This window comes from Streptomyces sp. NPDC028305, assembly GCF_055569495.1.
Map to the genome: position 1 here is coordinate 581,977 of NZ_JBVHTN010000004.1, position 17,655 is coordinate 599,631.

A 17,655-nucleotide genomic window follows, 5' to 3' on the forward strand; every position below is an offset into this window, starting at 1 on the left:
ACCGAAACCGGGGGAGTCAGGAGGACGGGCCTGTGCGGACGGACAGCGCGCCGCGGCGCGGCACCGTGGGCCGGCCGGCGGGCCCTCAGCCCGCCAAGCGCCAGGCCATATTGGAGGCGGCCGTCGCCGTCTTCCTGCGCGAGGGATACACCCGGGCGAGCGTGGACGTCATCGCCGACGAGGCCAGGGTGTCCAAGCAGACCGTCTACAACCACTTCGGCGACAAGGAGCGGCTGTTCCTCGCGGCCGTCGAGGGCGAACGCGAGCGGGTGGCCGCCGACTTCGCCCCCGTCCTCGGCTCCGATCCCGCCGACGCGTCGGGGGGACAGGACGACACGGACGCCGAGACCGCCCTGGTGACCTTCGGCCACCGGGTGCTCCACGTACTGCTCGACGAGCGCGCCTCCGCGCTGCGCCGCCTGGTCATCGCCGAGGTGGCCCGCCATCCGTCGCTGCGCCTGGCCTGCGCCGAGGGGGAACCCAGGCAGCTCGTCGAACACCTCGTCGACCTGCTCACCCGCCGCGCCGAGCGCGGCGAGCTGAGCGTCGACGACCCGGCCACCGTCGCCCGCCAGTTCGTCGCCCTGCTCGTCCAGCAGGGTCTGCACCAGTCGATGTACGGCACCCGCCCGCTGCCCGGGCACGAAGCCGCGGCCATCTGCGAGAAGGCCGCAGACCTGTTCGTACGCGCGTACCGCAGGTGATGTGTGAGGAGGTGGCACCACCTATGCATGTGAGCGTCCTCGGACCGCTGACGCTGCGCCTCGGCGAACAGTCGGCGGTGCCCAGCGCGATGAAGCCGCGCAAGGTCCTGTCCCTGCTGCTGCTCCACGACGGCCGGATGGTGCCCGTACAGACCCTGATGACCGAGCTGTGGGGCGAGCGGCCGCCGCGCACCGGGCTGACCACGCTCCAGACCTACGTCCTGCATCTGCGCAAGCTGCTGGCGCAGGCGCTCGGCGTCCCGTCGACCGCGGTCGCCCGGGACGTCCTCCAGACCAGGCCCGGCGGCTACGCCGTGGTGCTGCGCTACGGCCAGCTCGACGTCCACCGCTACCGCGACCTCGTCGCCGACGGCGAGCGCGCCCTGGAGATGGGCGACGAGCGGGCCGCCGACGCGGCGCTCCGGCGGGCGCTGTCGATCTGGCAGGGCCCGGCCCTGGTCGACGTCACGCCGCACGGGCGCCCCCTCCAGGCCGAGGTCGCCCGGCTCGAACAGTCCCGGCTCACGGTCACCGAGCGGAGCATCGAGACCCGGCTGCGGCTCGGCGGCCACCAGGAGGCGCTGAGCGACCTGGCCTCCCTCGTCGTCGAGCACCGCTTCCACGAGGGCATCCACGGCCACTACATGCTCGCGCTCCACCGCTCCGGCCAGCGCACCCGCGCCCTCGCGGTCTACCAGCGGCTGCGCATGGCCATGACGGAGGAGCTGGGGCTCGAACCGTCGGCCAGGCTCCAGCGCCTCCAGCAGGCGGTGCTGGCCTCCGACCCCCGCCTGGACTTCGAGTCGGGGGCGGCGGGGCGGGGGCCGGTGGTGGCGTAACGGGTGGTGGCCCGACGTCCGTGCGGCCCACCGCGCGACTGCTCGAGGTCGCCGACGCGGACGCCGCTGCCGCCGGCCGCCTCAGATCGTCCTCAAGCTTCTGATCTTCGAGCCAGGTCTGTACGTGGCGCTGCTAGCTTCCTAAAGTGCAATCGCCGAATGTGGCGTTCCACTTGATGACCGGCCACGGGGGAATCATGCTGTTCGTCCCGCTCGCTCCATATCCGCAAGACACGCCGTCCCCGTCTCGCGCCGCCAAGAACCGCTGAAGGGGAATCGTGCTCACGTACCGCCAGGTCATGACCACCGATCTGTCCCTTCTCGAAACGGCCGCCACCAAATGGGACGAGGCCGCCAAGAAGTTCGAAGCGGTCCAGAGGATCTACGACAGCAAGGTCAAGTCGGTGGGGCTCGACGGGAGCTGGACCGGCCAGGCGAACCTGGTCGCGCGCCCCAATATGCAGCTGACCGATCACCAGTTCACCGCGGCGCCCAAGGAAGCCCGCGCCATCGCCTCGATTCTCCGGGACGCGCACAGCCAGTTCGTGGAGCTGCGCGGGAAGGTGAAATCGGCGGTCGCGGACGCGCAGAAGGCCGGGATGAAGGTCTCGGACGCCGGTGTCGCGAGTTACGACTACTCGAAGGCCGGCGCGAGCGCCGCCAACGCGGCGCGGCACGACCCGGGAACGCATGAGGCCGAGCAGACCTGGACCCGGCACATCGACGCGGCGGTCAAGGCCGTCGACGACGCCGACCAGGGCGTGAAGCTCGCACTCAAGGCGGCCGTTCAGGACCCCGATCTCATCGACGGCGCGGTCAACGGGTTCAACGACAAGGCCGAAGGCGACATCGAGAAGGTCGAGGCCAAGGAAGCCGAGGAGCTCTCGACCAGAATCAACTCCGGCGACAAGCTCAGCGACAAGGAGATGGCCGAACTCCAGCGGCTGTTCCGGGACAACCAGCACGACAAGGCGTTCAGCCAGACATTCCTGGACGCCATGGGCCCCAAGGCCACCATCCAGCTGAACAACAAGTTCAACAGCCTCGCCAAGGACGGCGACGACAAGGACTTCCGCGCCCTCCAGGAAGGCGTGGCCACCTCGCTGGCCACCGCGACCAAGTCCCCCTCCGACCCCTTCTACAAGAAGTGGCAGGAGGGGCTGCGCAAGGTGGGCACCGAGAACTTCGGGCGCATCGGGGAAAGCCTCTACGGCTACCAGTCGTTCCTCAACCTCATGACTCACGGCAAGAACTACGGGAAGAAGTTCCTGCTCGATCTCGGGAACGATCTCATCGCTCTGGAGAAAAAGGACGGCACCGACAAGTGGCAGAAGGGCGCCGGGCACAGCCTCGAATCCACCGACCCGCTCGATGATCTGCTCGGCATCATGGGCAAGCAGCCCGACGTCGCCAAGGCATTCCTCGATCCGGGCGTGGACGGCTCGAACGACCACTTGCGCTATGTGCTCCAGGACCGCAACTGGCCCAAGATCGTGATGCAGACCCCGGACGGCGACATCTACTACCGTGACGACCCCGACAGCCGTCAGGGTCTGGGGCCCGCGCTCGAAGCGGGGGCCACCGGAAACGTCCCCGGCACGGACCACGTTCTCGGCTATCACACCGATGCCGAGGCCCGCATCATGCGCGACACCATCAAGCTCCTGGACGAGGGCCGCCACGGGGGCGATCTGCACCCGAACCTGCGCGACAACATGGGCCGCATGCTCGTCGACTACACACCCGAAACCCATGAGATCCTGACCCGCACGGGCATGTACATGGACAAGGACGGCGTGTGGAACGACGGCACGAGCGACCCCAAGGACTCCCATATGTCCGTCCCCCGGGAGAGCCTCGTCCGCATCATGCGCGGTGTGTCGGAAGACGGTAAGGCATTCGACGAGATGTACGAGGCCGAGCGCTTCTACGCCGCCGGGACGCTGACCAAGACGGACTTCCACGACCCCAATGAACGTGCCTCGGCCATCGAAGGGGCGTCCTCCGTCTTCGGTTTCTACGACGGAATCAGCTCCGACATCGCCCGCGACAAGAAGGACGACGCCGTTTCCTGGGCCAACCACGCCCAGACCGGCGAGTTCGTCATCACCGGGGGTATACAGGCCGCTGCCAGCGCCGGCGCCTCGCTCGCCGGCAAGGGCCCGGCCACCGGCTTCGTCACGGACGCCGTCTACCGCATTCTCTACGCGGGCGTCTACGACTGGAAGGAAGACCAGATCGCCCAGGCGGGGCACGCGGCGGCGGGGGAGACGGAGTATCACTTCACCACCGGCCAGAAGCAGGTGAACCATCTCGTCGCGGGCTGGGCCAAGGAGAACGGCTACAGCGCCGAGAGCGGGTTGTCGCGACACCTCGTCGGCTCCGGCCAGGAGCGTTACGACAGCGCCCGGACGGAAGGCCTCATCTACCTGGACGGCTGAGCCGGGAGCCCGGGCCCGGGCCTCGGTCCGGGCCCCGGCGGGCCCGGTGTCGGCCGAGGCGGGCTACTCGTCCTCGTCCTCGTCGTCGAGCCGGGCCAGCCAGGTCGCGAGGCGCTCCACCGGGACCTCGAAGTCCGGGTTCAGGTCCACGAACGTGCGCAGTTGCTCGGCGAGCCACTCGAAGGTGATCTCCTCCTCGCCGCGCCGCTTCTCCAGCTCCTCGATGCCGCGGTCGGTGAAGTACAAGAGGGTGCTCCGGGTCGGGTTGGGTCGGGTCAGGTGTGCGGGTGCGTACGGCCCCAGGATAGAGCGGCCGGGGCCCTCTTCTCGCTAATGCTACGCGCGGCGTACTACGCATCGCGTAGTATGGGTTCATGCGGACCAACGACGCCCAGATGCTGGTGCTCTGCGCCCTGGCCGACGGGCCCCTGCACGGCTACGCCATCAACGCCGCCATCGAGAAGCTGTCGGGCGAACGCCTCGGCCCCGGCAGCCTCTACGGGGCCCTCGCCCGCCTGGAGTCCAAGGCGCTGATCGAGCCCCTGGAGGGGGAGGGCCGCCAGCGACCGATGCGGCTCACGGCCGAGGGGCACGAGGTGCTGGAGCGGGAGGTGCGGTCCATGGCCGAGGTCGCCGGGCGGATGTTCGAGGCCGCCGTGCCGGACCGGATCGGCTACCTGGACCGGCTGGCCGGGACCGACCAGGCCCGCTCCTACAAGCAGGTCATGCTCGACGCGCTGGCTGTCCGCCCCGGCCACACCGCGCTCGACCTGGGCTGCGGCCCCGGCACCGATCTGGCCGTCCTCGCCGAGGCGGTCACCCCGTCCGGGACGGTGATCGGCATCGACGCCGACCCCGAGATGGCGGCCCGGGCCCGCGAGCGTACGGCGGACCTTCCCGCCGTGGACGTACGGATCGCGGACGCCCAAGCCCTCCCCCTCGCGGACGCGAGCGTCGATCGCGCCCGCACCGACCGCACCCTTCAACACGTGGCGGACCCCGCCCAGGTCCTCGCCGAGGCGCGGCGCGTGCTGCGGCCCGGCGGGCGGCTGGTCATGGGCGAGCCCGACTGGGACTCGCTGGCGATCGACCACCCCGACCCCGAGATCTCCCGCGCCTACACCCGCCACATCACCGAGCGGATCGTCCGCAACGGCGTCATCGGCCGCCAGCTGCCCCGGTTCGCGACGGAGGCCGGCTTCGCGGTGCCGGCGGTCGTCCCCGTCACCTCCGTCTTCCGGGACACCCGGTCCGCCGACCGGATCCTCGGCTTCCAGCGCAACGCGGAGCGCGCGGCGGCGGCCGGATACCTCAGCGAGGAGGCGGCGCGGCGGTTTCTCGACCACCTCGCGGAGGGGCCGTTCTTCGCGGCGGTGACGCTTTACGTGGTGGTGGCGGAGGTTGCGGAGGCGGGCGCTCAGCCCTCTTCGTAGTGACTCAGAAGTCGGGAATATCGTCCAGCCGGCTCAGGAAGCGGCCGGGCCACGAATACAGCGCGCCGCTGAAGGAGAGATTGCGTGTGTAGACGCCCTCCAGCAGGATGGCCAGCCCGATGTCCAGCCCGTCGGCACCGCCCTGCCCCGTGCCCGAGATGGTGCGCGGATACCGCCAGCCCGAGCGCGACATCGTGACGACGGCCCCCTCGCGCCGCAGCTCGTGCCGGAGCTTGCCGCCCAGCACCTGGTAGCGGTACGAGCGCCCGGCGACCTCGATCCGCAGCGCCCGCCCGCGCGCCGTCACCGCCAGGTGGCGGCGGCGCAGCGTGCCCGTCCAGCCGTCGGCGGTCAGCGTCATCGTGGCCAGGCGCGGCAGGTCGCGGAATTCGTAGCCGGTGAACGACATGGGGGGTGTCGCGTGTCCCGACACCCAGGCGGTGAGGGTTTCCTGGAGGAGATCCTCCTCCGCCGGACACGCCAGCTCGACCGGCCCGAAACCGGGCACGGTCCCGGCCCAGGTGTGGGTGGCCCTCAGCCTGAGACGGCCCCGGGCGGAGCCTGTGTGGGTGAGTTCGAACTGGACCGAGTGCTGGACCGTGCTCATATGCCGTTTCCCCCTGAACAACTCCGCTGGTGACACTACCTGCCGTGGGCTCAGGCGGCTGGGCGGGGGGCAGGCCCGCTCGTCGGGCGGAAACGGAGCGACGGTCCGCGGCGTCTCAGTTCTCAACAGACCGCGCTCGGCAAACCCGCCGACGCGATGGGAGAGGGCACACCGATGGCAACCACCACCACACCTGACCCGCGACCGGACCGCGCGCAAGACCGTATCGCCGCGACGGTGACGTCCTTACAGGCCGACCTGGCCCGCTCCGAATCCAAAGCCAGCCTGTTACTCGCCCTGGCCGGAGCGGCGCTCGTGGCGCTCGGCTCCATGGCGTCCGACCTCCACCCGACCGTCCCGGCCGCTGTGGCCGGCGCCCTCGGCACCGCCGCCCTGCTGGCCACGACCGTGATCCTGCTGCTCGCGGTGCGTCCGTACGTCGGGGGCAACGACTGGACCAGCTGGCCCGCGTTGAGCGATGACCAGTTGGGCGAGCGTCTGTCCGCCGGCTACCAGGTGGAGCATGTGCGGTTCATGGCCGAACTCGCCGCACGGAAGTTCCGCCTCATCCGGGCCGCCGTCGACTGTCTGCTCGCCGGGCTCGGCCTGCTGGCTCTCGCGGCCGTCCTCGTCGCGGCGGCGTAGCGTGCCGCTGGTGACACCGACGTCGCCCGGCCGGGCCGCCGCCGAAAATCCGGAGGTCAGGTCGCGGTGCGGTCATTACGATCCGAATCATGAGTACTCACCCTGACGGCCCCACGTTTGTGCTGGTCCACGGCTCCGGCTCCAGTTCGTTCATGTGGGCGCCCGTCCAGCGGGAACTTGCGTTGCTCGGCCATCGCAGCTTCGCCGTCGACCTGCCGGGCCACGGCTTCGACGCGCAGTACCCGGTGGCCTATCAGGCCCCGCAGGACCTGGACGCCTGGGCGGCCGAGCCTTCGACGCTGGCCGAGGTCACCTTGCGGGACAACGTGGACATGGTGGTTGACGTCGTCCGCCGAGTGGCCCGGTACGGACCCGTGGTGCTGGTGGGCGCGAGCCTTGGCGGGACCACCATCACGGGAGTGGGCAACGCGGTGCCCGACTTGGTGGACAGGCTTGTGTACATTTCCGCGTGGTCGTGCGTACAGCGGTCCAGCCCTGTTGAGTACATGCAGGAGCCCGAGTTCGCCGACAACCTGTTGGCCCCGCTGGCCGCGTTGAACGTGGGCGACCCGGCCGGACTCGGCGTCGGGCGGGCGAACTACCGCACGGCCGACCCCGACCTGCTGGCCGCCCTCAAGGCAGCGGTCATGGCGGATGCCACCGACGAGCAGTTCCGTGCCTTTCTGAACATTCTGCAACCTGATGAGTCGCTCGCCGTGATGACGGCCGATGCCCGTGGGCAGGCCGACACCTGGGGAACGATCGCCCGCACGTATATCCGGCTCACCGGCGACCGCACGCTTCCGGTGGCGATGCAGGATCGTCTGATCGCCGAGGCCGACGCACTGACGCCCGATAACCCTTACGACGTGCACACCCTGGACACCAGCCATGTCGGCTTTCTCCTGCGCCCGGCGGAGGTGGCGGGAATTCTGGATGGGCTGACCTGACCGCCTGGTGACTCACCGGACGGGCGCAGGCCCTTCAGCGAAGGGTGATCACATTTCCGGTGACCAGGGCCGCATCGTCGGAGGTGAGGAACACGATGGTCTTCGCGACGTCTGCCGGGTCGGCGACATGGAAGTGCGTGGCGCTCGACGCGACGAATTGCCGCACCTCGTCCGTGACCCATCCGGTGTCGGTCACGGGCGGATGCACGACGTTGGCGGTGATGCCGAGAGGGGCCAGCTCCGCGGCGGCGGACAAGGTGTAGTTGGTCTGAGCCGCCTTCGCTGCCCCGTACGACACCTCTCCCGGAAAGCCGAGGTCGCCGCCCGAGGTCAGACCGACGATCCTTCCCCAGTCGGCACCACGGGCCCTGTGCCGACGGGCCATTTCGCCGATCAGCAGCGCCGGGGCCATCGCGTCCACCGAGAACTGCCGGGACCAGGTGTGGGCGGTGACCGGTTGCAGCGGCCGGCCGAACTGGTCGGCCGGATTCGGGGTGAAGGTGTCCTGGATCCACCCCGACGCGTTGTTGATCAGGATGTTGACCGGCCCCAGACGTTCCTCGGCGACGTCGAAGAGTGTGGCGGGGGCGTCGGGGTCGCTGAGATCCGCCTCGAATGCCTCGGCCCGGCCCCCGGCTCGGCGGATCTCGTCCACCACGTCCGTGCCGTCGACGGATCGCTCGCTGTGGTACCGGTCTGTCGTGTCCGTTGCGTCCGTCGCATCGGCGTCGCGCAGCCGCAGATAGGTGCAGAGCACCGCAACGCCCCGGGCGGCGAGCGCCTTTGCCGTCGCGGCCCCGATGCCCTGATTCGCGCCCGTCACGATCGCGACATGGCTGGTCCCCGGTGTTTCCGGCATGCCGTCACTCCTCGCAGGTGAATGATCTCGGTCAGGGCCGGAGGTGTTCGAGGGTGAACTCCGGCAGGGCGTACGCGCCGGCCTGAGGTGCGGCAGGGTCGGCGGGGTGGTCGGCCCCGGGGATGTCCCCGGCGTGGAGTTCCGCGTCGTCGACGGGGATGTAGTCCAGCACCGTCGGGTCGGGGAGTTCCCAGAAGCGGCGGGCGTTGGCGGAGACGGCGTACACCGTGGCGAAACGAGTGGACGCCGGGGCGGTCAGCGCGGCCCGGACGAAGCCGATGGCATCGCGCGGGCTCAGCCAGGTCGCCAGATGCCGGGGCTCGGTGGGCGCGTGCTCGAAACTGCCGATACGCAGGCACACCACGGACAGCCCGAACTTGTCCGCGTACAGCTGCCCGAGGGCCTCGACGGCCACCTTGCTCACCCCGTAGAGGCCGTCCGGGCGTGCCGGCTCCTGCGGCCCGGTGAGATGCCCGGCCGGATAGAAGCCCGTCGCGCGGTTGCTGCTCGCCAGCACCACCCGCCCGATCCCCGCGCGCCGTGCCGCCTCCAGGACGTGGTGCGTACCGAGCACATTGGCCTCGAGCAGATCCGGAAGAGGCGCCTCATCCGGCACACCGCCGAGATGCAGCACGCGGTCGGCCCCCGCGAGCGCCGACTCCACGGCGGCCGCGTCCCGCAGATCGACGGTGCGCACCTCCTCGTTCCCGGCCTCCGGCCGGAGCGGCACCCGGTCGAGCAGAATCAGCCGCTCCGCCTCGCCCCGCAGCGCCTTCCGCACCACGGACCCGATGTTCCCCGCCGCGCCCGTGACCGCTACCGTCCCGAGACCCACTACGCCCCCTTCCGGGCGGCTTCGCGGCGCTGCCGCTTGCCCAGCGGCGCCTGGGAGAGGTCCTCGGCGCCGGGCCTCAGGTTCTTGAAGCCGTAGCCGCGCTGCCCCAGCCACTCCCTCGCCGCGTCCTCGGCGCGCTCGGTCGCGTCCAGGATGTCCTCCTCGGCCTCCCCCGAGTCCAGGAAGCGGAACGTGAAGGCGGGCCGAGCGGCGATGTCGTAGCTGAGATGCCCCTCCGGCGTGAACGCCGCGCGCAGTACGTCGTGCTCGGCGGCGCGGGCCAGGAGCTCCGACCGCTGATCGGTGCTCAATCCGTCGAAGACGCCACGGACGGTGATACGGAAGGTACGAGTGGCCATCCCGCGAGCCTATGCAGCGACATCGGTGTGGCTCCACCGAGTTTTCGCGGCGGAGGATGGGCCGATGACGATCGGGATCGCGGACATGGCGGCGCGGCTGGTGGAGGTGCCGGGCGTGGTCGGGGTGATGCTCGGCGGGAGCCGGGCGCGGGGTGAACACGCCCCGGACTCGGACTGGGACCTGGGCGTGTACTACCGGGGCCCGCTGGATGCGGAGCGGCTGGGGGTGTTGGCGGCCGAGGTGGTCGGCGGGCCGGTGGAGGTCGCGGGTCCGGGCGAGTGGGGGCCGTGGGTGAACGGCGGGGCATGGCTGGACGTGGACGGCCGGGCGGTGGACTGGATCCTGCGGGACGTGGACCGCGTACGGGCGGTGTGGGAGGACTGCCGCGCCGGGCGGTACGAGGTGGGCACGCAGGCCGGGCATCCGCTCGGGTTCTGGTCGCCCTGCTACGTGGGCGAGGTGGCCCTGGGGCGGGTGCTGGCCGACCCGGGCGGGGAGCTGGACGAGTTGCGGGCGGAGGCGGGGCACTATCCGGAGCCGCTGCGGGATGCCCTGACGGCGGGGGCGGTGTGGGAGGCGGGGTTCCTGGTCGCGAACGCCGCGAAGTCCGCCCGGCGGGGTGACGTCCTGCATGTCTCACTGTCTCTGTCCCGGGCTGTTGGGCTGCTCGTCCAGGCGCTGTTCGCGCATCACCGCCGCTGGTGCCTCAATGAGAAGGGCGCGATGGCGGCGGTGGCGGGGATGCCGGACACGCCTGCCGGGTTCGCCGGGCGGGCGGAGTCGCTGCTGGCGGATTTGGGCGGCGGCGCGGGGGAGTTGGGGGAGCGGGTGGGACGGGCGGGTGGGCTGGTGGATGAGGTGCGGGCGGTGGTGGGCGGGTAGCGGCATGTGTTCTAGTCAACTTTGACTAGAAGGTGTCTGCGCCCTACCGTCTGGAGCATGGTCGAGAAGATGATCCCCATCCTCCCCTGCCCGTCGATCCCCGAACTGGTGGAGTTCTACGAGCGCCTCGGCTTCGCCGTGGACCACCTACAGACCCGCCCCAACCCGTACGCGGCACTCAGTTACGGCGACAACATCGAGCTGCAGTTCTTCGGCACCAAGTCGGTTGTCCCGGCCGAGTCCTGGTCCACCTGCTACATCGCCACCGACCGGGTCGATGAGCTGTACGAGACCTTCCGGGCCCGGCTCAAGGCCTCCCTCGGCCGCATCCCGACCCGTGGCCTCCCGCGCATCGGGCAGCTGAAAGACACCTCGTACGGCATGCGGCAGTTCCTGATGACCGACCCAGGCGGCAACTGCATCCGCATCGGCCGGCCCACCGGCGCCTCCCTCGAACACGCCCCCGCACCGAAGGAGCCCTTCGCCCGCGCGGTGCACAACGCCTCGCTGATCGGCACCTCCAAGGAGGACCCCGCCCAAGCCGCCCGCATCCTCGATCGTGCCCTCGCGAAGGAGACCCCGTCCGGCCCCGCCGAGCACTACCGCGCCCTGATCCTGCGCGCCGACCTCGCCGCCCAACTCGACGACCCCGCCACGGCCCGCGCCCATCTTGCTGATGCGGCCGCCCTCACACTCACCGAGGGGGAGCGGACGGAACTGGCGGACGAGCTCTCTCGGGCGGCGGACCTCGCGGCCGATCTGGGGAGGGTCTAAGGCGCGTATCCCCCTCGCGGTACCCACCACTGTTCCCCGGCCCAGTACGGCTGGAAAGTCGTGCATGGGATGAGCGGCTGGGCTGGGCGTTCGGGCTGATAGCAGATGATCCGGCTGGGAGGAGTGCGGCACGCGCCGGCCGTCGTCCTCGACCTGACCGCGTGCGCGATGGCGGACCGACAGCGCACCCCGCGCCATGGCGACCTGGCGCAACCTCGCGGTCGGCGCCCTGCGGCTGAACGGCGCGAAGAACATCGCCTCCGGCCGTCGCCGCAATGCGCGTGACGCCCGCCGACCCCTCACGCTCCTCGGCCTCGCCTGAGCACGAAGTGGAGGTCACTCGACTACGCCGAAGCCCTGAGGGCTGTCGCAGCACAACTTCAGGCTTTGATCTTGATCAGGCGGGCTGTCTCGCGAGGTCATCGAGGGGAACGGCGCTTCGGCGTTCGTGAGTTATTTTCCGACGGCTCCCTGGGTCGCTCAGGGGCCGACCGGGTCCGGCGCATGCGTTCTCGGCGTTCTCACAGGCCGAGACCGAGAGGTAACGCCGCCTCAGATGGTCGGGGTGTCGTCAACAACCGGCCTGTGAATCTCAACGACCGGCTTCCACCCCGCGGAGAACTCGATGAAGTCCGCACGGGTGGGGTAGGTGTCGACCGCGCGACGGTCACGCTTGGGGCTTTCGGTCCCCTTGCGCCCCCGGGGAATCTGCTCCTCGAAGATGTCGACCTTCACGTCGGGGACCTCCTTGAGGCCCTGGCGCCAGATCTGCACGACGTCGGCGCCGAAGGCCTGCCGGGCCGCGGCGTAAAGGGCCGTGAGGGCCCCCTTGTCCCCACCGGGGACGAAAAGTGCCAGGTCCAGAACGACACCGGCGGACTGGAGGACCTCGATGGTCACCGAGCCGTTCTCGTCGGCCAAGTAGATTCCGGCTTCATTCTCGTCGTCGGGAAGGAAGGTGACCTCTTCCTGGAATACGGTTCTCGCCGTGATCGAGCCGCCCTCGAAATCCTCACCGGACTTGGTCAGAAAAGCAGGGACATAGCAGTCGGGAAGCTTGAGTTCTGCCGTGTCGGCGGAAATGAAGAGCCTGTCCTTCACACCGAGCTTCGTCACCTCTTCCAGCGAGAGGCGGCGAGCGGCGATCTTCTCCGTGTTCACGATTTCCCTTTCAGGTTGCACTGTCCCTCCGAACAAGGACGCTACCACGAAACCCTGAGGTCAACTGCCCAGTAATCTTTGGGTAAATGGCCTCCGATGACCTGCACGGGAGGATACCGAAGCGAGTGCCACTCGGTCGGGAACACGCATCCGCCAGGTAGTGTCCCTCCTCATGCTGTTGGGGATCAACTGGCGGTTGCATTTCGGTGCGTTGGGTAGCGCGGAGGAACTAAAAGAGAGTTTACGGCAGATATCGCCCATATCGCCTTCGGGGAGGTGGCGGCGCGGTAAGGGGATCCATTCGTCGTGCATCTCGAAGAGCGCAGCGGAAACCAACCGGATGGTCCGACAGCGCAACAACGGAGACCCCCACCGGCAACATCTGGATGGAGCGCGAACCGGAAGTCGCGTACTACCGGGCCCTCTTCGGTCAGGACTTCGGCGTAGTCGGCTGACGCCCGGTTGCTGACGTCTCGTCATGGTGGGCGGGGTTCGGTACACAGCAGGCACGGACGTCCGCGATCACGGAGTTCTCTACGCTCTGTGACCTTGGACTGCCGGTGCCTGCCGACGCGTCATCTCTGATCTCCCCTGCCTTTGAACAGCTCAGACCGCATCCGGAAGTGTCCGGGAGTGATCTTCCCTGCTCGCGGTGAGTGAATGGGTGGCCGACGCACCGCCGACCCTGCTCGAACGGCTCGGCACGGCCGTCGACCCGCTGGTCCCGAAACGGTCCTGGCCCGCGGAATCCACGATCCGGCGACTGCTCGCCAGAATCGACGCGGACGCCCTGGACCGGGCGGTCGGAGCCTGGCTCGCGGACCGGCAGACCAGGGGACAAGGGCTGCGAGGGCTCGCGGTCGACGGGAAGTCGCTGCGGGGTGCGGCCCGCGCGAAGGGACGGAAGATCCACCTCCTGGCCGCCTGCAGAAACCTTGCGATCGGAGCTCTCCGCCTGACCGGCGCCCGCAACATCGCCTCCGGCCTCCGACGGGCAGCCCGAGACCAAACCCGGCCCCTTGCCCTTCTCGGCCTCACATGATCAAAACGGACGACAGGAAACCACGCCGAAGCCCTGCGTCGAAAGTGACGGGACGGCCGCCCCGGTTGCCCTTCTTCTTGCGGTTGGCGGCCTGGTCCTCTCGCGTCTCTGATCAGCCCTCGCAAAGCCCATCGCGTGAAAGCGCGGAGTCAGGAAACATCCTTGCGCAACGACGCGATGAGGAGGTCAAGGTCGCCGCGTGCCGTGTACGTACGGATCGGGTCGATGTAGTCGCGTGACTCGATGATCTGGCCGTCCCGGACCCGCATGACGAAGACACAGGGCACCTTGGCCGTGGAGCCGTCCGGCAACGTGAACTCATAGGCGAACTCGGCGACGATCACTTCAGGATCGGCGGTCTCGTGAACGACGACATCGACCACCCGCCTCTTCGGTGCGGACGCCCGAACCTCCGGCTCCACCGTGAAGTGCTCCTGGAGCGCCCGCCGACTCGTCAACGGCTCGGACTCGGGCGTTGCCATCGGATGCCGGACATCGGTGACCTCGCCATACAGGTCAGGCAACTCGTTTGAGTTGCCGCCGGCGACCCCATGAACAAGTCGGAGAAACACATCGCGCGGACTCAGACTCACAAGACCTCCCCAAGTAATACGCAGATACGCACAGGCAGCTAGTGATCATTATCGCCGGATGCCGGCCGGTCTTGCGGACTGTCTGATGCTCTGACCACATCCGTTCACCGACTTGGGCAACCGAACCCCGACGCGCATGGGGCGGTAATCTCTGCGCTCGGTCGGATGTTCCGCCGGGCGGTCGAAGGGTGGGGGCAATGGGGGTTGCGCGGCAGGAGGTCAGGACGGAGTCGGGGTCGGAGAGAGAGCCGAGTCTGCTGCCGGCGCTTGGGGTGTTGATCGTGCTGGCCGCAGTACTGGAACGCTATCTGTCGCTGTTCGGTGGACCGGAGACGTACATACTCTGCAGTGACGTTGGAGAGCTGTCCGAACGACTCGACCAGGAAGTAAGCATGAACCGGTGGCTCCTCCTGGCCGGTCTCGTGGTGTCCGTGGCAGCGCTGGCCATCTCACGCGTGCGCCGCGGACGAGTTCTTCCCGTGCTCATGCTGTCTTCGGTTCTGATCTTGGTGGTTCTGGCGGACGACTATGCGGCGCGCGCGGATGCCGTCGCCCTGGAGATCTTTACATCCCGGACTTGCGACGAACCCACAAACCTCTACGACACTTCCCGGGGCTGGTTCAACTGGAATCCACTCGGCTAGGTGCTGTGACCGCATAGGTCCGCCGGGTTCAGGCTGCGGTTTCGTGAGGGGCGTCCGCCCCGGCGGATGCCCTTCTCACCGCGGAGGGTGGCCAACGCCCCCAAGTCGGCTTGGTGCGGTAGCGGCACGCATGGAGTTTGTGGTGGATATGGGACGGCGACACGCCGACGCCACGGCGTGTCGCCGTCCTATATCCACCACAAATCCGCTCACGGTTCGCGTGACTCGGGCGCAGATCAATGGGGATGGCGGTTTGCCGTCCTCAGGCGTTTCTCTGGGGGCGTCGATATTGCTCCAAGAGGTCCTTGGCGAAAAGTGTCCACGGATGAGTTGGGCCGAGTGCCCTGGTTCGGCTTTCTGCAAGGTACTCCGCGTGCTCGATAGCCTCCGCGTATTGACCTAGTGCTGCCAAAATCATGCTGAGTGTTGCTCGGGCGTTCAGCGCGATCGGGTAATCAGGGCCAAAACGTCGCACATACTCCGCGAAGGCGGAGCGAATGTGCGGTAGTGCCTCCGCAGCTCGCCCTGCCTGGCGGAGAGCGCATGCATAGTTGAGTTGCGTATCAAGCGTGATGGAATGGTCTTCTCCCACCTCACGAAGGCAATCCGCGACCAAGGTGGACCCTGCGGCTACGTCGGTCGGCTGGGTGGATACCTCCAGGAGAGACGACCTCGCGAGAAGCGTAAGGGGGTGTGTAGGTCCCAGGGCTTGGGTGTGGCCCTCGGCCGCTCGACGCATCAGTGAGGTGCCATCCTGCTCTCGACCAAGGTTGAAGAGCGGACCGGCTAGTTTCAAACAGGTTTGCAGAGTCTCCGGTGCCGTTGGACCAAGTGTCCGTTCGCAGTCTTCCAACACGTTCAGATATAGGGCCTCGGACTCCTCGAATCGGCCAAGCCGAAAGAGGGCCCGCGCCACACGTTGACGCAACCTGATAGCCAAGACATGGCTGGCGCCCAGCCGGGGAGTTACCAGTTCCACAGCCTCGCTGCCCAAGCTGAGAGCTGAGGCGTAGTCGCCAGCCCTGTGGACAGCGGTGACGAGCCGAAGAGCGCACTCCGCCGCCGCTTCCACTGTCGATTGACTGGGTTCCCAATTCGCTGTTCTCCGCAGTAGTGCGATCACATGCGGCGCGAGCAGGTTCACCCGGGGTTCCTGCGCCCCTCGGTCGGGCACCGCCGGCAAGACAGCGAGAAGTAGGCGGGCGGCCGTGGCCGAAAGCTGTTCGCGCTGGTCAGCGGGCGTGGTTCGGGCGACGCTGCCGAGGAGTACGCCGTGGGTGCGCAGGCAGCGCATCTCCCCAGATACGAGCTCGGTAAGGGAGTGATCAAGGAGTCCGCGCAGCGCTGATTCCACGCGGGATGCCGGGAGTACCGGGTCGAGTCTGGTCCCGGAGAGGACCGACAGTGGCAACGGATCACTGGACCAGCAAGCGAGGAGGCTCAGAAGGCGGCCCGCTTCAGGCAGGCCTTGGGCGGCGAGGGCATCGAGGGACAGCTGCCAGGTGTGACTGAGCAGATGACGCGAGTCACCGCCGACGGCTGCGGCGCCCTGGTCGATGAGCTCGATGGGATCGGTGGGGCTGAGACCGGAGCCGCCGCCGTCCAGCCGGCGACTGTAGTCCGCGAGAGTCCATGGGTCGATCACCTGGTGGGCAAGGAATCCGCCGGCCAGGGTGAGTGCCAGGGGCAGCCGTCCGAGGCGGTCGGCGACCTCCCCGGCGTCTTCGACCGATCCGGCATGTGGCGCAAGGTCGCGGAGAACGAGAGCGGCATCCTCACGCGGAAGTACGCCGAATTGAAGGAGTTCGGCACCAGGCCACCAGTGAGCTGCTGCTTGTCGGGTTGTGACGACGACAGTGCCGGTGGGACTGGTGCGCAGCCAGCCGCCGTCGCGGAGGATGGCGGGGGTGTCGGCATTGTCGAGGACCAGTAGCCAGGGCTGGTCGGAGTGGTCGAGGTAGTGCCACACGAGGTCGGCGGCCGGACGCAGTCCGCTGCGTGCCCCCACCAGTTCGCCGTCGGTGGCTCCGCGGTCGGCTGCGACGGCGAGCATTCCGGCACGAAGGGAGGCGGGGTCGGATGCGTTGACCCACAGCCCGAGTCGACCGGCCTCGCTGGTGGCGTGGTGAAAGAGCGCATAGGCAACAGCGGTCTTGCCGCATCCGCCCAGGCCATGAAGGACGTAGACGCGGTTGCCGACGCCAGATTCCACGGCGGCCCGCAGCCGGTCCATCTCCCCGACCCGGTCGCGAAGCACCACGGGAGCACGGCCGACCGCCGGGCGGCGTACGGAGTCGGGCCCCGACCAGTCGGGGGTGTGATGGTGGTGCTCGGTGATGTGCTGGTCACCGGCGGCTTGATAGACGCGACCTTGGCCATCGGCCCAGGCGTCATTACGGCCGCTCACCGCTGGCCGAAGTTCTGGTCGCGGCCGGCCTGGTAGACCCGGGCTTGACCTGAGGCGGTGGCGTGCTGAGTCACCGATGGGACTTCGGGCGTGTGAGGGGCCAGTTCGTTCAACAGCATCCGCAACGCCTCCATCTCCTCGGGATGGGTCACAAGCAGTCGCCGGACGCGTCCCTGCCACTCGGCGCCCAATTCCTCGCGGGAGTCGAGGTCACCATTGGCCTGCGCAGTGAGCAGGTCGCTGCGCGTCGCTTCGAGCTCGGCGGAAATCGCGTCGGCCCGGTCCGGCTGAGCACGACGCCAGAACGAGGCGAACCCTTCCCTGACGCTCTGCCATGCCTCGGTTGTCAGCGTCGTGACCAGGGTCGTCCCTGCCGCACTCGCCAGCGCGACCATCTCCGGATCCATAACTTGTCCCCTCCGACCAGCCACTATCCGTCGCCTCAGACTAGCCAGCGAGGCGGGCGACCGCATCGGCTT

20 protein-coding genes are annotated in these 17,655 nt (G+C 68.6%); 11 read left to right on the top strand and 9 right to left on the bottom strand.

What is annotated here, in order from left to right:
* Positions 1-32 precede the first annotated feature (32 nt).
* The 3 genes from ACZ4WQ_RS18930 to ACZ4WQ_RS18940 all read left to right on the top strand — a co-directional run bounded on the left by ACZ4WQ_RS18930 (position 33) and on the right by ACZ4WQ_RS18940 (position 3,984).
* Positions 33-704, top strand: coding sequence for a TetR/AcrR family transcriptional regulator (locus tag ACZ4WQ_RS18930; protein WP_468022293.1), 672 nt, complete (start codon positions 33-35; stop codon positions 702-704).
* A 23-nt stretch (positions 705-727) separates the two neighbouring features.
* Positions 728-1,543 carry an AfsR/SARP family transcriptional regulator gene (locus tag ACZ4WQ_RS18935; RefSeq protein WP_311729841.1) on the top strand — a complete coding sequence of 272 codons (816 nt, stop codon included), beginning with the start codon at positions 728-730 and terminating at the stop codon, positions 1,541-1,543.
* 299 nt (positions 1,544-1,842) lie between these two features.
* Positions 1,843-3,984: a hypothetical protein gene (locus ACZ4WQ_RS18940; RefSeq protein ID WP_398371311.1), complete on the top strand. Its 2,142-nt coding sequence runs from the start codon at positions 1,843-1,845 to the stop codon at positions 3,982-3,984.
* 63 nt (positions 3,985-4,047) lie between these two features.
* Here ACZ4WQ_RS18940 and ACZ4WQ_RS18945 read toward each other — a convergent pair whose 3' ends face one another.
* Positions 4,048-4,230 carry a DUF6104 family protein gene (locus tag ACZ4WQ_RS18945; protein WP_014176503.1) on the bottom strand — a complete coding sequence of 61 codons (183 nt, stop codon included), beginning with the start codon at positions 4,228-4,230 and terminating at the stop codon, positions 4,048-4,050.
* A gap of 128 nt (positions 4,231-4,358) precedes the next feature.
* Here ACZ4WQ_RS18945 and ACZ4WQ_RS18950 point away from each other — a divergent pair, with 128 nt between their 5' ends.
* The gene (locus ACZ4WQ_RS18950) at positions 4,359-5,417 is read left to right on the top strand and encodes a methyltransferase domain-containing protein (protein WP_468022294.1); all 1,059 of its coding nucleotides are present in this window, start codon (positions 4,359-4,361) and stop codon (positions 5,415-5,417) included.
* A 4-nt stretch (positions 5,418-5,421) separates the two neighbouring features.
* Here the strand turns inward: ACZ4WQ_RS18950 and ACZ4WQ_RS18955 are convergent, their stop codons facing one another.
* Positions 5,422-6,024, bottom strand: coding sequence for a hypothetical protein (locus ACZ4WQ_RS18955; protein WP_468022295.1), 603 nt, complete (start codon positions 6,022-6,024; stop codon positions 5,422-5,424).
* Positions 6,025-6,261: 237 nt separating this feature from the next.
* On the opposite strand from ACZ4WQ_RS18955, the gene ACZ4WQ_RS18960 reads away from it, so the two are divergent.
* Together ACZ4WQ_RS18960 and ACZ4WQ_RS18965 are read left to right on the top strand one after the other, a co-directional pair.
* Positions 6,262-6,669: a Pycsar system effector family protein gene (locus ACZ4WQ_RS18960; protein ID WP_385343260.1), complete on the top strand. Its 408-nt coding sequence runs from the start codon at positions 6,262-6,264 to the stop codon at positions 6,667-6,669.
* Between the two features lie 89 nt (positions 6,670-6,758).
* Positions 6,759-7,619, top strand: a complete 861-nt coding sequence (locus tag ACZ4WQ_RS18965; RefSeq protein WP_468022296.1) for an alpha/beta fold hydrolase — start codon at positions 6,759-6,761, stop codon at positions 7,617-7,619.
* A 34-nt stretch (positions 7,620-7,653) separates the two neighbouring features.
* Here the strand turns inward: ACZ4WQ_RS18965 and ACZ4WQ_RS18970 are convergent, their stop codons facing one another.
* Genes ACZ4WQ_RS18970 through ACZ4WQ_RS18980 form a run of 3 tightly spaced genes read right to left on the bottom strand, consistent with a single transcriptional unit; the run spans position 7,654 to position 9,672 of the window.
* Positions 7,654-8,478 carry an SDR family oxidoreductase gene (locus ACZ4WQ_RS18970; RefSeq protein ID WP_398371321.1) on the bottom strand — a complete coding sequence of 275 codons (825 nt, stop codon included), beginning with the start codon at positions 8,476-8,478 and terminating at the stop codon, positions 7,654-7,656.
* 31 nt (positions 8,479-8,509) lie between these two features.
* The gene (locus tag ACZ4WQ_RS18975; RefSeq protein WP_398371323.1) at positions 8,510-9,313 is read right to left on the bottom strand and encodes an NAD-dependent epimerase/dehydratase family protein; all 804 of its coding nucleotides are present in this window, start codon (positions 9,311-9,313) and stop codon (positions 8,510-8,512) included.
* The gene (locus ACZ4WQ_RS18980; RefSeq protein WP_468022297.1) at positions 9,313-9,672 is read right to left on the bottom strand and encodes a DUF6204 family protein; all 360 of its coding nucleotides are present in this window, start codon (positions 9,670-9,672) and stop codon (positions 9,313-9,315) included. The genes ACZ4WQ_RS18975 and ACZ4WQ_RS18980 overlap by 1 nt, the downstream gene beginning before the upstream one ends.
* 64 nt (positions 9,673-9,736) lie before the next feature.
* On the opposite strand from ACZ4WQ_RS18980, the gene ACZ4WQ_RS18985 reads away from it, so the two are divergent.
* The 3 genes from ACZ4WQ_RS18985 to ACZ4WQ_RS18995 all read left to right on the top strand — a co-directional run bounded on the left by ACZ4WQ_RS18985 (position 9,737) and on the right by ACZ4WQ_RS18995 (position 11,651).
* Positions 9,737-10,555, top strand: coding sequence for a DUF4037 domain-containing protein (locus ACZ4WQ_RS18985; RefSeq protein ID WP_468022298.1), 819 nt, complete (start codon positions 9,737-9,739; stop codon positions 10,553-10,555).
* A gap of 57 nt (positions 10,556-10,612) precedes the next feature.
* Entirely contained in the window at positions 10,613-11,329 is a 717-nt protein-coding gene (locus ACZ4WQ_RS18990) for a bleomycin resistance protein (RefSeq protein WP_468022299.1), read from the top strand.
* A 196-nt stretch (positions 11,330-11,525) separates the two neighbouring features.
* Complete coding sequence (locus ACZ4WQ_RS18995) at positions 11,526-11,651, top strand: hypothetical protein (protein ID WP_258572997.1); 126 nt, start codon at positions 11,526-11,528, stop codon at positions 11,649-11,651.
* Between the two features lie 230 nt (positions 11,652-11,881).
* On the opposite strand, the gene ACZ4WQ_RS19000 is transcribed toward ACZ4WQ_RS18995, so the two are convergent.
* Entirely contained in the window at positions 11,882-12,490 is a 609-nt protein-coding gene (locus ACZ4WQ_RS19000; RefSeq protein WP_468022300.1) for a hypothetical protein, read from the bottom strand.
* 652 nt (positions 12,491-13,142) lie between these two features.
* Here ACZ4WQ_RS19000 and ACZ4WQ_RS19005 point away from each other — a divergent pair.
* Positions 13,143-13,532, top strand: coding sequence for a hypothetical protein (locus ACZ4WQ_RS19005; protein WP_468022301.1), 390 nt, complete (start codon positions 13,143-13,145; stop codon positions 13,530-13,532).
* Positions 13,533-13,681: 149 nt separating this feature from the next.
* Here the strand turns inward: ACZ4WQ_RS19005 and ACZ4WQ_RS19010 are convergent, their stop codons facing one another.
* Positions 13,682-14,125: a nuclear transport factor 2 family protein gene (locus ACZ4WQ_RS19010; RefSeq protein ID WP_311728912.1), complete on the bottom strand. Its 444-nt coding sequence runs from the start codon at positions 14,123-14,125 to the stop codon at positions 13,682-13,684.
* Positions 14,126-14,322: 197 nt separating this feature from the next.
* On the opposite strand from ACZ4WQ_RS19010, the gene ACZ4WQ_RS19015 reads away from it, so the two are divergent.
* On the top strand, positions 14,323-14,769 hold the full coding sequence (locus ACZ4WQ_RS19015; RefSeq protein ID WP_468022302.1) for a hypothetical protein: 447 nt from the start codon (positions 14,323-14,325) through the stop codon (positions 14,767-14,769).
* Positions 14,770-15,031: 262 nt separating this feature from the next.
* Here ACZ4WQ_RS19015 and ACZ4WQ_RS19020 read toward each other — a convergent pair whose 3' ends face one another.
* Both ACZ4WQ_RS19020 and ACZ4WQ_RS19025 read right to left on the bottom strand, forming a co-directional pair.
* Positions 15,032-17,176, bottom strand: coding sequence for a tetratricopeptide repeat protein (locus ACZ4WQ_RS19020; RefSeq protein ID WP_468022303.1), 2,145 nt, complete (start codon positions 17,174-17,176; stop codon positions 15,032-15,034).
* Positions 17,173-17,583: a hypothetical protein gene (locus ACZ4WQ_RS19025; RefSeq protein ID WP_311728909.1), complete on the bottom strand. Its 411-nt coding sequence runs from the start codon at positions 17,581-17,583 to the stop codon at positions 17,173-17,175. Before ACZ4WQ_RS19025 ends, ACZ4WQ_RS19020 begins: the two co-directional genes overlap by 4 nt.
* Positions 17,584-17,655: the final 72 nt, after the last annotated feature.